The 13,755-nt window shown below is 61.3% G+C and carries 12 protein-coding genes; 7 read left to right on the forward strand and 5 right to left on the reverse strand.

From position 1 onward, the window contains the following. Nucleotides 1–127: 127 nt before the first annotated feature. Genes HHL24_RS36765 through HHL24_RS36780 form a run of 4 tightly spaced genes read left to right on the forward strand, consistent with a single transcriptional unit; the run spans nucleotide 128 to nucleotide 6,326 of the window. The gene (locus HHL24_RS36765; protein WP_169490163.1) at nucleotides 128–3,688 is read left to right on the forward strand and encodes a response regulator; all 3,561 of its coding nucleotides are present in this window, start codon (nucleotides 128–130) and stop codon (nucleotides 3,686–3,688) included. 18 nt (nucleotides 3,689–3,706) lie between these two features. Next, complete coding sequence (locus HHL24_RS36770) at nucleotides 3,707–4,552, forward strand: CheR family methyltransferase (RefSeq protein ID WP_169490164.1); 846 nt, start codon at nucleotides 3,707–3,709, stop codon at nucleotides 4,550–4,552. 10 nt (nucleotides 4,553–4,562) lie between these two features. Further along, nucleotides 4,563–5,189 carry a chemotaxis protein CheB gene (locus tag HHL24_RS36775; protein ID WP_169490165.1) on the forward strand — a complete coding sequence of 209 codons (627 nt, stop codon included), beginning with the start codon at nucleotides 4,563–4,565 and terminating at the stop codon, nucleotides 5,187–5,189. A gap of 9 nt (nucleotides 5,190–5,198) precedes the next feature. Continuing rightward, nucleotides 5,199–6,326, forward strand: a complete 1,128-nt coding sequence (locus tag HHL24_RS36780; protein WP_169490166.1) for a hybrid sensor histidine kinase/response regulator — start codon at nucleotides 5,199–5,201, stop codon at nucleotides 6,324–6,326. 146 nt (nucleotides 6,327–6,472) lie between these two features. Here the strand turns inward: HHL24_RS36780 and HHL24_RS36785 are convergent, their stop codons facing one another. Continuing rightward, on the reverse strand, nucleotides 6,473–7,705 hold the full coding sequence (locus HHL24_RS36785; RefSeq protein WP_169490167.1) for an MFS transporter: 1,233 nt from the start codon (nucleotides 7,703–7,705) through the stop codon (nucleotides 6,473–6,475). A 107-nt stretch (nucleotides 7,706–7,812) separates the two neighbouring features. Between HHL24_RS36785 and HHL24_RS36790 the strand changes: the two genes are divergently transcribed. Together HHL24_RS36790 and HHL24_RS36795 are read left to right on the forward strand one after the other, a co-directional pair. After that, nucleotides 7,813–8,703, forward strand: a complete 891-nt coding sequence (locus HHL24_RS36790) for a LysR family transcriptional regulator (protein ID WP_169490168.1) — start codon at nucleotides 7,813–7,815, stop codon at nucleotides 8,701–8,703. A gap of 144 nt (nucleotides 8,704–8,847) precedes the next feature. Beyond that, a complete protein-coding gene (locus tag HHL24_RS36795; protein ID WP_169490169.1) occupies nucleotides 8,848–9,666 on the forward strand; it encodes a helix-turn-helix transcriptional regulator in 819 nt (272 codons plus the stop codon). Between the two features lie 173 nt (nucleotides 9,667–9,839). Here HHL24_RS36795 and HHL24_RS36800 read toward each other — a convergent pair whose 3' ends face one another. After that, nucleotides 9,840–10,733, reverse strand: a complete 894-nt coding sequence (locus HHL24_RS36800; RefSeq protein WP_169490170.1) for a LysR family transcriptional regulator — start codon at nucleotides 10,731–10,733, stop codon at nucleotides 9,840–9,842. Nucleotides 10,734–10,833: 100 nt separating this feature from the next. Here HHL24_RS36800 and HHL24_RS36805 point away from each other — a divergent pair, with 100 nt between their 5' ends. Beyond that, on the forward strand, nucleotides 10,834–11,430 hold the full coding sequence (locus HHL24_RS36805) for an HD domain-containing protein (RefSeq protein WP_169490171.1): 597 nt from the start codon (nucleotides 10,834–10,836) through the stop codon (nucleotides 11,428–11,430). Nucleotides 11,431–11,513: 83 nt separating this feature from the next. Here the strand turns inward: HHL24_RS36805 and HHL24_RS36810 are convergent, their stop codons facing one another. From HHL24_RS36810 to HHL24_RS36820, 3 genes are all read right to left on the reverse strand, one after another. Next, on the reverse strand, nucleotides 11,514–12,137 hold the full coding sequence (locus tag HHL24_RS36810) for an MlaC/ttg2D family ABC transporter substrate-binding protein (RefSeq protein WP_169490172.1): 624 nt from the start codon (nucleotides 12,135–12,137) through the stop codon (nucleotides 11,514–11,516). 408 nt (nucleotides 12,138–12,545) lie between these two features. Next, the gene (locus tag HHL24_RS36815; protein WP_169490173.1) at nucleotides 12,546–12,857 is read right to left on the reverse strand and encodes a hypothetical protein; all 312 of its coding nucleotides are present in this window, start codon (nucleotides 12,855–12,857) and stop codon (nucleotides 12,546–12,548) included. Between the two features lie 469 nt (nucleotides 12,858–13,326). Continuing rightward, entirely contained in the window at nucleotides 13,327–13,683 is a 357-nt protein-coding gene (locus HHL24_RS36820) for a cupin domain-containing protein (protein WP_169490174.1), read from the reverse strand. Nucleotides 13,684–13,755 lie beyond the last annotated feature (72 nt).

Here is a 13,755-nt window from a genome sequence, read left to right on the forward strand (position 1 = left end):
CCCAAAATACCTCAAAAAAGACCTCATCCTGTATGATTACGCCAGTCGCGCGGCGACAGAAAAAGCGATTAAAAAAAGCGAAAAAAATTCCAAACCGCCTCGATTCCCCAAGCCGAAGACAGAAAAAATGACCGCACCTCAGGCCGTCGATCAGAACCGTTTTCGCAGCATAATCCGCCGCAACATCGCCCTGCCTTTAGGCGTCGGCCTGGTGACGATGGCCGTGTTCGTCGCATTGATCGCGTATCTGGTGTCGACAATGAACTGGGCGGAGCATTCCGAGCGTGTTATCGGTCAGGCCAATGAAATGCTGCGTCTCGCGGTCGATCGCGAATCGTCGATGCGCGGCTTCCTGATCACGGGTGACGAAAGCTTCCTCACGCCGTATGAAACCGGTGGCCCGAAGTTCAAAGCGCAGATCGAAGCACTGCAGGAACTGGTCTCCGATAATCCCCCGCAGGTCGAAAAACTCAAGCAGATCGAAGCGATCCAGCAGCGCTGGAGCGGCTTCGCCGAGGGCATGATCGACGCGCGCCGCAGGAATCAGGATTTCGAAAGCGCGGTGGCGAGCGGTCGCGGCAAGATCGAATTCGACGAAACGCGCCGCGAATTCGGCGATTTTCTCGATGCCGAATTGCGCCTGCGCCAGGAGCGTGTGGAGGCGACGCGCCGCGTCACCACCACGTTGGTCGGCGTATTCCTGCTCTTCAGCCTGAGCGTGAGCGGCCTGCTTGCATGGGTGGGGCGCCGCGAACTGATGAGCCTGTCGTCTACCTACGACGGCGTGTTGCGCAAGCAGGCCGAACAGACCGACACCTTGCAGGAGCAAGTGTGGTTGCGCTCCGGCCAGCGCCTGCTTGCTGAAAAGGTCGTCGACCAGGCGACCCCGCAACTGGTCGGCCGCGCGATGCTTGACTTCCTCGCGCAATATCTCGATGCCGCCGTCGGCGCGCTCTACGTACGCGATAAACAGCACGGTACGTTGCGCCGCATCGCCGCCTATGGTTTCAGCCGCGAAAGCGAGCAGGCTGCCGCGCGCAATTTCGAAGAATCGGAAACGCTGATCGGCCAGGCGGCCGTCGCACGCCGCACGCTAATCCTGCGCGACGTGCCGGACAACTACGTGCAAGTGGTTTCCGCCACTGGCAAAAGCGCGCCGAAGAATCTGCTGATCATGCCGATCGAAAACGACGGGCAGGTCAACGGTGTCGTCGAACTGGGCTTTATCCGCCAACTGACGGCGCGCGATCAGGAGTTCATGGAACTGATCGGCAACAGCATGGGCGACTTCGTCGAAGCGGCGCTGTATCGCGAACGTCTGCAGGACGCGCTTGCCGAAACGCAACAGTTGAACGAAGAGCTGCAGGTTCAGCAGGAAGAACTGCGCGTCTCCAACGAAGGCCTGGAAGAACGCGGCCGCGCGCTGATGGAGTCGCAACGGCGCCTCGAAGCCCAGCAGGCTGAACTGGAGCAGACCAACGTACAGCTCGAGGAATATGCGCAGCGTCTCGAGCGGCAGAAGTCGGACCTGTTGCGCGCGCAGGACGAACTCGCTGCTAACGCGGCACGCCTCGAGCAGTCGAGCCGCTACAAGTCCGAGTTCCTCGCGAACATGTCGCACGAATTGCGTACCCCGCTGAACAGTTCGCTGATTCTCGCGAAGCTGTTGCAGCAGAACCGCACCGGCAATCTCAGCGAAGAGCAGGTGCGCTATGCCGAGACGATTCACGCGTCGAATAGCGATTTGCTGGTGCTGATCAACGACATCCTCGATTTGTCGAAAGTCGAGGCCGGGCAGGTAACGGTCGAGCTAGAAACGGTATCGGTCGACGCGACCCTGCAGTCGCTGCAGGAAATGTTCAAGCCAATGGCCGCCGCCAGGCATTTGAGCCTCGCCTTCGACCGTCTGCCGGGCACGCCCGACACCTTCATCACCGACGGCCAGCGGGTCACGCAGATCCTGCGCAATCTGCTGTCGAACGCCGTCAAGTTCACCGAACATGGCGAAGTGGCACTGTCGGTCGCGCCGGCTGAAGGCAATATGCTGCGGTTCGATGTACGCGATTCCGGCATCGGCATTGCCGCAGACAAGCTGGAAATGATTTTTGAAGCATTCCAGCAAGCCGACGGTTCCACCAGCCGCCAATACGGTGGCAGCGGTTTGGGCCTATCCATTTCACGCGAGTTTTCCCGTCTGCTTGGCGGCCGGATTACGGTAACGAGCGAGGTGGGCAAGGGCAGCGTGTTCACACTCTGGTTGCCGCTCGACGCCGAGGCGGCACAGGCGGGCGGTCAGAACGCGCAAATGCCGCCATCGGCGTTTGCGCAGATTCAGGCGCCCGTTGCCGCAGCGGCGTCGGTCCCGACGGCGCCGGAGCCGACGCTGATCCGGCCACCGCTGAGCAGTTCCCAGCCGGCCGTCATAACGGCCGCCAACGGCCTGTCCGAGGGCAATGCGTCCGAAGCCACCAGCGGCCCGATTGCCGACGACCGCGACAACCGCACGCGTGCCGGCCGGCTGATCGTGGCCCTGGAAGACGATCTTGCCTTCGCCGAAATCCTGCGCGAGCTGACGCACGAGCTCGATTTCGATTTCGTCCACGCCAGCAGCGCCGCCAGCGGCCTCGCGCTGGTGCGCGACATGCGCCCGGCTGCGGTACTGCTCGACGTCGGCTTGCCGGACCGGTCCGGCTTGACCGTGCTGGAGTGGCTGAAGAACGATCCGCTCACGCGTCACATCCCGATTCATATTGTGTCGGCCACCGACCACGCCGACAAGGCACTGCACCTGGGCGCCATCGGCTATACGCTCAAGCCGACCGCGCGCAGCACGATGGAAGCCGCGATCCGCCGTCTCGAAGCGCGTCTGCAACAGCGCCTCAAACGCGTGTTGGTCATCGAGGACGACGCGCCGATGCGCGAAAGCATCCGCGCGCTGCTGCAAAGCGACAACACTGAGATCGTTGCGGTTGCAACCTTGGCGGAGGCGCTCGAATATCTGTCGAAGTTCACCTTCGATTGCGTGGTAACCGACCTCGCGCTGCCCGACGGCACCGGCTACGATCTGCTCGAGCGGCTTGCCGCGAACACCGCGCACGCCGCGCTGCCGGTGATCGTCTACACGGGCCGCATGCTGTCGGACGAAGAAGAGCACCGCCTGCGCCGCTATTCGAAATCGATCATCATCAAAGGGGCGAAGTCGCCCGAGCGGCTGCTCGATGAAGTCACGCTGTTCCTTCACAGTGTGGAGTCGTCGCTGGCGCCTGAGCAGCAGCGCATGCTGCGCACCGTGCGGCAGCGCGACAATGCCTTCGAGGGCCGCACCATCCTGCTGGCCGAAGACGACGTGCGCAATATTTTTGCGCTCTCGCACGTACTGGAGCCGCTCGGTGCGAAACTGCAGATTGCGCGCAACGGACGCGAAGCGCTAGACGCGCTGGAAAACGGCCCCGAGGTGCATCTGATCCTGATGGATATCATGATGCCGGAGATGGACGGTTTGACGGCGATGGGCGAGATCCGCCGCAATCAGCGTTTTGCGCATCTGCCGATCATTGCGCTGACCGCCAAGGCGATGGCGAACGACCGCACCCGCTGCCTCGAAGCCGGCGCCGACGATTACGTCTCCAAGCCGATCGACGTGGACAAACTGGTTTCACTGTGCCGCGTGTGGCTGCGGCAACGGTAGTTGGGGTACGGGAACACGATGAGCCATTCCGAGTTTGACGCGCCGCAACGCATCAGCGATTTCGACATCGAGTTGAAACTGCTGCTGGAGGCGATTTACCTCAAATACCAGCACGATTTCCGGCACTACGCGATGTCATCGCTGCGGCGCCGCCTGTCGCAGGCGCTCGAGGAGTTCGGGCTGAGGACGCTGTCGCAGTTGCAGGACCGCATCATGCGTAACGGCGACGAGTTTTCGCGGCTGTTCCAGTACCTGACGGTGCAGGTCAGCGACATGTTCCGGGATCCGTCGTATTTCCTCGCGCTGCGCGAACATGTGCTGCCGCGTCTGCGCACCTATCCGTCGATCAAGGTGTGGGTGGCGGGATGCAGCACCGGCGAGGAATTGTGGTCGCTGAAAATCCTCTTCGATGAAGAGGGTTTGACCGAGCGCACGCTGTTTTACGCGACCGACATCAACCCTGATGCCTTGGCGCGCGCCGAGTCCGGCATCTACGCGCTCGACCGGATTCAGGGCTTCACGCAGAATTACCTCGCGGCTGGTGGTAAGCGGTCGCTGTCGGATTACTATCACGCGGCGTATGGCGGCGCGCGCTTCGCCGGTTCGCTGAAGGACCGCGTCGTCTTCGCCGACCACAGCCTGTCCACCGACGAAGTCTTTCTCGAGGCGCACCTGGTGTCGTGCCGCAACGTGCTGATCTATTTCGATCGCGGCTTGCAGGATCGCGCGCTGGGTCTGTTTGAAAACGCGCTGGTGCGGCGCGGTTTTCTCGGTTTGGGCAGCAAGGAAAGCTTGCGTTTTTCCCGCCACTACGAAGCGTTCGACGAGTTCCGTCCGAGCGAACGCATCTACCAGAAGCGCTAGCACAGTCATCATGTCTCGCTCAATCGCCAAGCCAGCCGTCGAACCCCAGCCGGGTGCTGCCGAAGCACGCGGCTTCGAGCTCGTGGTGATCGGCGCTTCGGCCGGTGGCATCGAAGTATTGAACGTGCTGCTCGGCGCACTGCCCGCGAGCTTTGCGCCGGCGGTGATGATCGTCATGCACCTGCCGCCTGATTCGCCGAGCTATCTGGTGCATGCGTTTGCGCATCGCTGCGTGTTGCCCGTGCTCGAACCCGACGCGGGCGAGCCGATCATGCCGGGCCGCATCCATGTTGCGCCGCCCGGCTATCACATGCTGGTGGAAGTAGACCGCACTGTCGCGCTTTCTACCGACGCCGCCGTGCGCTTTTCGCGACCGTCGATCGACGTGCTGTTCGAGTCCGCGGCCCCGGTATATGGCGAGCGTTTGCTGGCCATTCTGCTCTCCGGTGCCAACGACGACGGCGCAGAAGGCCTTAAGCATGTGCAGGCGCGAGGCGGTGCCACGTGGGTGCAGGTGCCCGACAGCGCCAGTTCTCCAGAAATGCCGCGCGCCGCGATTGAGCGCAGCGCGGCCGATCACATTTACTCTCCCGAAACCATGGCCCGGCGGCTTGCAGCATTGCCGGGCGCTTTCTGACCCGATGCCATGACGCACTCACCCGTGAAGATCCTGATCGTCGACGACATCGCCCACAACATTACCGCGCTCGAAGCCTTGCTGGCGCGGCCGGACCTTGCCGTGCTGGTGGCGGACTCGGGTACGGCGGCGCTCGATTTGCTGCTCAAGCACGAAGTGGCGCTAGCGATTCTCGACGTCAACATGCCGGGCATGAACGGCTTCGAACTGGCTGCCTTGATGCGCGGCAGCCCACGCACGTCACATGTGCCGATCATCTTTCTGACCGCTACCGCGCAGGATGCATCGCGCACGTTTCGCGGCTACGAGGCCGGTGCGGTCGATTTCCTTTATAAGCCTTTCGACCCGCGGATTCTGCAATCGAAGGTCGATGTGTTCGTGCAACTCGAGCAGCAGAAACGCCAGCTTGCGGCACAACTCGTGACGACGCGGCAGATGCTCGAAGCCAACGAAATGCTGATGGCGGTGCTGAGTCACGATTTGCGCACGCCGCTCGGCGCGGTGCTGGCGTCGGCAGAATATCTGTTGCGTACAGCGGCCGATGAGCAATCGGCGACGGTAGCGACGCGTGTAAAAAATAGTTCGCTGCGCATGGCAAGAATGGTCGATCAGTTGCTCAACCTTGCTCGCTTGCAAGGTGGGCGTTTGCCGTTGCAGCCGCGCTCGATCGAATTGGCGAACTTGTGCAAATCGGTGATCGATGAGTTCGCTTCGCGGGAGAACGGCAAGCGCATTGTGTTTGCCAGCCGGGGGAATACCGCGGGCGCATGGGATACGGATCTGATCTGGCAGGCGGTGTCGAATCTGGTGAGCAATGCGTTGCATCACGGCGCGCAGGGCGCGGAGATCCGTGTCGAGGTGGACGGCGAGTCTGTCGAGTCAGTTCAGTTGAAGGTCGCTAATCGCGGGACGATTCCAGGAGAGGTGTTTCCGCATCTGTTCAAGGCTTTTGGGCCGCATAGCGGTGGTGCGCGGTCGCGGGAAGGATTGGGACTGGGGTTGCATATCGTGCAGGAGATTGCACGGATGCATGGGGGGAACGTCAATGTCAGCTCTGACGAGGCTAATGGGACCATTTTTACTATTGAATTGCCGAGGATGGTGACGTTGGTGCGTGGGTCCTTTACCGGGCGATAGTGGGTGTCTTCCGCGGTCGTTGCGCAGGCAACCAGGTCACCGCCCGGGGTAGAAAATGTCGAGGCCGTCGATCTCGATGCTGCGATAGCGCATCCCGGTGCGTGTGGATGTCATGAACATGCTCCTTCAGTCGTTCGTAAGATCGATCATGCGCCGCGCCCGCGCGAACTGTCGCGCAGATGTAGCCCTGCTGCAGCAGCGAAAAAAACCAACGCAGCAATACACACCCCTGGCCAGCCCCAACGCGCGAGCACGGGCCCGGCGATGGTGGCGCCTATCGCGCTGCCGACGAAAAAGAGCCCTGTATAGAGGCCGTTCACGCGGCCACGCGATTCGGGCGCGAGCAGATTGATCGCGCGCCGGCCGAGTGCCTGATCGGCAATCACGCCACCGTCGAGAAAGAAGGCAGCTACGGCAAGCATGGCGATCGATGCGACGCGCGACACACCCGAGCTCAACGCCAATGCTGCCATCAGGGCGGCCGCGATGTTGACCGTATGAGCGAGCAGGGTGGCGGGCTTCGACCAGCCTCTATCGCCGGCTCGGCCGGCCAACGGTGCGATGAACACGCTGCCGCCGCCGGCAAGCGCGAACAGCGCGACGGAAGTGCTGTTCAGACCGAGCGGCGCGCGCGTCAGGACAATCGCGACGCTGCTCCAGAACGCATTGAAGCCGGCCATGAGCAGGCCTTGATACAGGGCCCGGCGGCGCAGCACCGGTTCGTGCGCGAGCAATCTGGCCATCGATGCCAATAACGCGGCATAGGGCGGCGCGCCGACAGGGCGGCTATCCGGCAAACGCGGCACCACGGCGAGCGTGACAGCGGCGAGCAGCAGGGCATCTGCGGCGTAAAACGCACGCCAGCCGAGCGCGCCGCCGATCACACTCGCCAGCGGTCGCGATAACAGAATACCGAGCATCAGACCGCTCATCACGTTGCCGACGACTTTGCCACGCGAAGCCGGCGGCGCGAGCGACGCCGCCGCGGGCACCAGCATCTGCACAACGCTCGACGTCACGCCGACGGCGAACGATGCCGCCAGAAACACTGGCGCGAACGGCGCCATGGCGGCCAGCGCGAGACATGCGATCTGCGCGAACAACGTCGCTGCAATCAAGGGCCGATTGGGCAGGCGGTCGATCAGCGGGACGAGCCCGACGAGGCCGACCGCATAACCGAGCAACGTCAAAGCGGTGACGAGCGTGGTCCATGCACCGAGATGCAGCGAGACGTTGAGCGGGCCGATCAACGTTTGCGACGCATACAGGGGCAGTACGGCGACCGCGACCATCGCGGCGAAGCGGGCGGTCGGAACGCTTTGTGCCGGCGGCGTAGCCGTTTGGGCTGCCGTCGGGCATTGAATCGTGGGAGAGTCCATTGTCTGACTAGCCGTTAAGTGAAGTTGAATCGATGCTACTCTCACGTCAGACAAACACAATTCGCACGAAATTGGATACATTCTCACAAAAAACGGGAGAATCGCCGATGGATGCATTGCGCGATCTGGAAACCTTGGTGGCGATTGTCGAGGAAGGCAGTCTGACGAGTGCCGCGCGCCGGCTTGGCCGGTCGTTGCAGGCCGTCAGCCGGTCGCTTCAGGTGCTTGAGCGGTCGCACGGATCGACCTTGATCGTGCGAACCACGCGTACGTCGCAGCCGAGCGAAGCCGGCATGCGCTTTTACGAGCGCGTCAAAGGCGCGCTGACCGAACTGGAACTGGCGCGCACCGAACTCGCTGAAGAATTGCACAGGCTCACCGGGCGTTTGCGTATCAATGCGCCAACGCTGTTCGGACCGAAATTCGTCGCGCCGCTCGCCGCGGAGTTTTTGCAGCGTCATCCGCAACTGGCGTTGTCGCTCGATTTGAGCGACGAGTATCGCGATCCGACGGAGACCGGCGCGGATGTGACGATCCGCATTGGCGAAACGCCTGATTCACGGCTGGTGGCGCGACGGATCGGCACGCTTCGGCGGGTGGTGTTCGCGGCGCCGGATTATCTTGCCGAGCACGGCAGACCGTCGCATCCGCGGGATCTGGCGAGACATGAATGTGTCGTTCGAACGGGGGTGCCGCATCCTGGGCGGTGGGTGTTTACGTCTTCCGACGGAAACGAGGTTGCGGTGAACGTGGCAGGGCGCTTTGACAGCAATCAGGTGGCTGCCGTCAATGCGGGTGTGCTGGGCGGGATGGGGATCGGAGTTGCTGCCTTCTGGCAGATTCAGGAATGGGTCGAGGCAGGACGGGTTGAGGTTTTGCTGGCGGATTTCCAGCTCACGCCTTTGCCGTTGCATGCGATGTGGACGAGGACGCGGCGGTTGCCACAGAGGACTCGGCTGTTGGTCGATTTTCTTGCGGTCAAATTGGGGACGCTGTAGGTCTTTTCGTCTGCAGCAGGGTTCGCGTGGACTCTGGCGACGCCAAGCGAACTGCAGCGCCGTCAAAGCAGCGCAGCGGCGGGTTCAACCTCCGTTGTGCTACGCTTGCCGGACCGAAATCCAAGCACTCCGACCTCGCTTATCATGCGTTCCTGGCGCGTATCCACGCCGCCCCGCAGCGGGCACATCAATACTTCGCGAGTTACCGACCTCGTCATGTCGATCTCGCATGCCGACCCGGACGCGCTCGCTGCAAGCATTCTGAAAACCGTCGGCGACACGCTTCCCGTTTCACAGTGCACGATCTTCGCCTACGAATTCGACGCGAGGCCGCGCACCGTCTCCGCCGCCGACCACCGCGGCGGACGCTTTCTCCGCGATGTCGCCGACCGCTACGCTACGCACTTTTATGCGCTCGACGGCAACCGCGCCATCGTCGGCCGCCCGCAAGCGAAACAGGCGCACGAGGCGTTAGTGCTGCATCAGCAGCAAAGCGAAGAAATCGAAAACGAAGCCTATCGCGCGGCCTGCTACGCGCAGCCCAACGTGTCCGACCGGCTATCGTTGCTCCTGCAACCGATGGAAAGCGTCTGGCTGTCGATCAATCTGTATCGTGACAGCGCGTACGGCATGTTTCAGCCAGGCGAACTGGAGCATGTGGAAAGCGTCGCGCATCTATTCGCACACGCGGCGAAAGGCCATTACGCGCTCAATGGGCAGCATCAGCAAGGTACGGCAGCCGCGATGCTGGCACGCGTCAGACGTGCCTGTCCGGCGCTTACGCCGCGCGAGATCGACGTGCTGCGCGGCACGCTCGAAGGCGCAAGCGCCGCCGAGATCGCCGAGCAAATGGGGATCAAGGCCACCAGCGTGATTACGTATCAGAAGCGCGCTTATGCGCGGCTGGGGATCTCTACCCAGCGCCAATTGTTCGCGTTATGTCTGCTGCCCGAGCGGTCCTGATCCGGCGCGCCGAAGTTGCGGCTGCGGATTAACTGCAAGGCGTCCGAAGAACAGCCGAAGAACAGCCGAAGAACAGCTGTCGGGTGCCGCAGAAAGTGAAAGCTATTCCAGTTCCAGTTCCAGTTCCAGTTCCAGTTCCAGTTGCGGTGCGAGGCGAGGCGAGGCGGCTAGCCTTACAACTCCCGGGCTGCGTTGCGCAAAATTTCCTGAGCGCGTTGCGCGATCGGGGATAGGTAGCCAGCCCTTCGTATCAGTCCGACCTGACGCAGCAGGCCGTCGAGCTGGATCGGGCGCACAGCAACGTCGACCGGTAGGGGGCCAGGGTCGAAGCTGCGCGCGTTGATAAAGCTGACCAACTGCGTAGTGGATACGATAAGAATCAACGCGGCCAAACTATTGGCCTCCGCTACGATGCGCATACGCGGGTAGCCCCGTTTTGCAAAGGCTTGCTCGATCTGCACACGTGCAAATTCCTGTCGACTGGACGCGGCCCATGCGCAATCCACCAGATCGTCCAGCGTGACCGATTCCCGCTCGGCCAGAGGGTGCCCGGTGCTCACCATCAAGCTGTAGTGATCGTCATACAGCACCTCCTTGGCCATGGATGCGTCCAAGGTCTCAGGCAACGGGCATACAGCCAGTTCCACTTCACGCTTGTCGATGGCGTCCAAAAGCGTGTCGCTAAACGCTGTCGTCACATTGACGCGTGCGGCCGGCCGCTCCACCAGCAGCGTTGGGAACAGCGAGCGCAGCGCGAAACTCGTGGTGGCCGGCGTCGCACCGAGGCGTAGCAGGCCCGCGTGTCCGCCACCAATATCGCGCGCTTCCTGAAGCGCACTATCGAGCTGCATGGACACGCTCAATACCCGTGTCTGAAATATCTTGCCCGCCTCGGTCAATACCGAGCCGCGTGCGGTGCGCTCGACCAACGTTACTCCCACCTTGCGCTCCAGCCGCTGTATGGCCTTGGTCACGGCCGGCTGAGAAATGCCCAGCTGTTCGGCGGCGCGTGCCAGCGTACCGGTACTCGCGATGGTCAGGAAATATGCAAGGTCGCCGTCAATCATGCCATTCCTTGGGGTTATGGATTTTGACTTTCCACTTATTGGATTTTATATCCCTCTCCTTCCGATAATGAAGCACCACTTAAAGAGAAGGAGTCGTCACATGGAACACAATGAACAGTGCGCCGCATTCCGCCATATGCGCGATGGTACGGAGCAGGATTGGGCGATCATCGGTAATGAGGTTGGGCCGTTCGCCAAAGGACTGCCTAGCCGCCTGCTGGACCACCTGCGCTTGCTGAATGGCGACTTTGGCGGCTTTCCTGTCGATCGTCTGACGCATAGCTTGCAGACTGCCACGCTGGCGCATCGCGACAGCCAGGACGAGGAATACGTGGTCTGCGCGCTGCTGCACGACATTGGCGATACGCTGGGGAGTTACAACCATGCCGACGTTGCAGCCGTGCTGCTGGAGCCATTCGTCAGCGCGGAAAACCACTGGATGGTCAAGCACCATGGGATTTTCCAGGGGTACTATTTCTTCCAGCACATGGGCATGGACCGCAATCTGCGTGATAAGTATCGCGACGTGCCGGAGTTGTTCAAACGTACCGCGCATTTCTGCGAGAAATATGACGCGGCGGCCTTCGATCCAGATGCGGAAACGCTGCCGCTTGAGTTCTTCGAACCGATGGTGCGGCGAGTGTTTGCAGAGCCGAAGCGAACCCTGTACAAAGCCGCATTCGAAAAAATCGGCTGAGTGTCTCATCCCGGACGACCATCCGAGGAAACGGTTGCGAAAGCTTACCCTAAACGTCCATCGCAATCTTACTCAATGGTCACTTACTGCTTGCCCGAAGCGAGCTGCTCGTTGCGCTCAGCGAGAAACCGGATCAGACCGTCCACACCGCTTTGCTGGATCTTGTCGCTGAACTGCTGCCGATATGTTTGGATCAGCCAGACGCCGAGCACGTTCAGGTCATACAAGCGCCAGCCTTGCGGCGTGTTGTACAACCGGTAGTCGATCTCTGCTGGCTCGCCGTTCCTGGTTGCGATCGTGCGCACCACCACGTCCGTATCGGTTGGAGCGAAGCGTATCGGCGGGTAATCGATCAGTTGATCAGGACGGAGCTGGCCGATAGCACCCGAATAGGTGTGGATCAGGAGCATCTCGAACTGTTCGACCAGTTGCTGCTGCTGCGCCGGTGTTGCCGTCCGCCAGTGGCGGCCCATCGCGAGCGACGTGGTGTGGCGAAAATCGGTGTAAGGAACAATGTCGCGGTTCACGATATCCATGATGCGGGGAATATCGTCCGGCTCGATCGCCCGGGTGCGCACCTCGTTGAGTATCTGCTGCGTCGCGGTCTTGATCAGAACCTGCGGCTCCGATTGGTCGACTTGCGCGTACGCCGCGCCGCCAAACGAGAGCAACGCTGCGCAAAGCGTCACCAGAAAAAGAGTCTTCATATGCAGAATCCCGGCTGAATGCATTGGCTTGCTGCTACGCAAGTATCCTCCATCTACGCCCGAACATGTCGCGCCAGCACTCGTCGCTGTTGAAAGCCAGAAGCTGGCCGAACAAGGACCGATGTCTGATTGGCGAGGTCGGCCGCAGGTCGCCAGTCGCTGTTATTCGGTCACCCTATGGGCATGCAACCAGTCGGTGTGCCGCAAGCCGCTGCCAGGAAGCGGTCAGGGAGAAACAAAAGGCCGCTGTCCGTGAGGGCAGCGGCCTTTCTTACGATGCGCGGCGAATGAGGGACTTCGCTAGTCGCGAAACTGTGGCGCCGGTCACAATGACAACTGCGCCTTACGCGATTGAAGCGCTTAGTCGGTTTGCGCTTATTTGCGCCTGGCTGTCATCTTTAACAACTGTTATTGGCCGGCGGCCGGCGACACTACGCTCGGGGTCGCCAGCGTATTGTGACTTCCGGGAGCGGGGGTGAGGGACGTCGAGCTATTGTTCGTGCTATCCGGCAGGCCCGAGTTCGGCGACCCGGCGCCCATGCCGCTGTCCGAGTTGGTGACGCCAGGCGTGCCGTAGCCACTCGTTGCATTAGCTGGCGACACGGCGGCCGGTGACACGGTGCTCGGGGTCGCCAGCGTATTGTTGCTCTGTGCATAAGCGCCGCCCGACAGCGTGAGTGCGGCGACGGCCGCGATGAATGTGCTGGTTGCCTTGTTCATGCCCCGTTCCTCCTTGATTGACTGGAATTTCGACGGAAACGATCCATTCGTGTTTTTCGATACGACATACAGTGCGCCGACAGCGCGGGATCGAGTCCATAGCAACTGGTATCAAGTTTAGGAAAGCGGTCGCTGATAATTAAGCGCGTTGTGCGCAAGGCTGAATTTCGATTTTCGGGGCTACCCCTAATCGGTCCGGGTCCCCAATCTGAGGCCTGCGTGGTTCGGCATTGCGCGGTGCATGCTACGCGACACGCGAGGAAACTGATTGAGCTGCGCGGATAGCGAACAGCCAGTGGAGCGGGGGCCGGTGAGCAAACTTGCAAACGAACTCCCTCACGATTGGCGACGATCTGGGCGGAAGCATCGAAGCTCGCTTTGGCCGAGGGCCGCCTCATGCACTAGATATACGAGGCCTGTACGTCACGCCACTGCGATCCGCAGCACGCGACCGTTTTCGTAGTTTCACTCAGGACGATTCTGGCCAACTCGGGGGGGCTTCGCACTCGACGGTGGTCGCATTAGCCTTTTCAACCGTTAGATTAACGGAGCGTGCGCCGAGCGGTCGCGTGCGATGACGCATACCTGCAGGCACAGTGAGCAACTGGCCGGACAGGAGGTCGATCGATCCATCGTCGAAATCTACGGTGAGCGCGCCTTCGATGACCAGGAACGTTTCGTCCGAATCGGGATGCAGGTGCCAGAAATATGGCCCGTCCATGATGCTCAAATGAACGTCATGGTCGTTCACGCTAGTCAGAATCTGATTTGAATAGCCTCGAAGCGTGCCACCAGCGATCGCACCAACATCGATCGGTTGGATCATGTCGTCTCCCCTGAAGTTAGGTTGGACCCACACTACACAGCGCGGGCGCGCTGTTTTTTCCATACCCCAGCA

The sequence above is a fragment of the Paraburkholderia polaris genome, assembly GCF_012927345.1.
Classification (GTDB): domain Bacteria; phylum Pseudomonadota; class Gammaproteobacteria; order Burkholderiales; family Burkholderiaceae; genus Paraburkholderia; species Paraburkholderia polaris.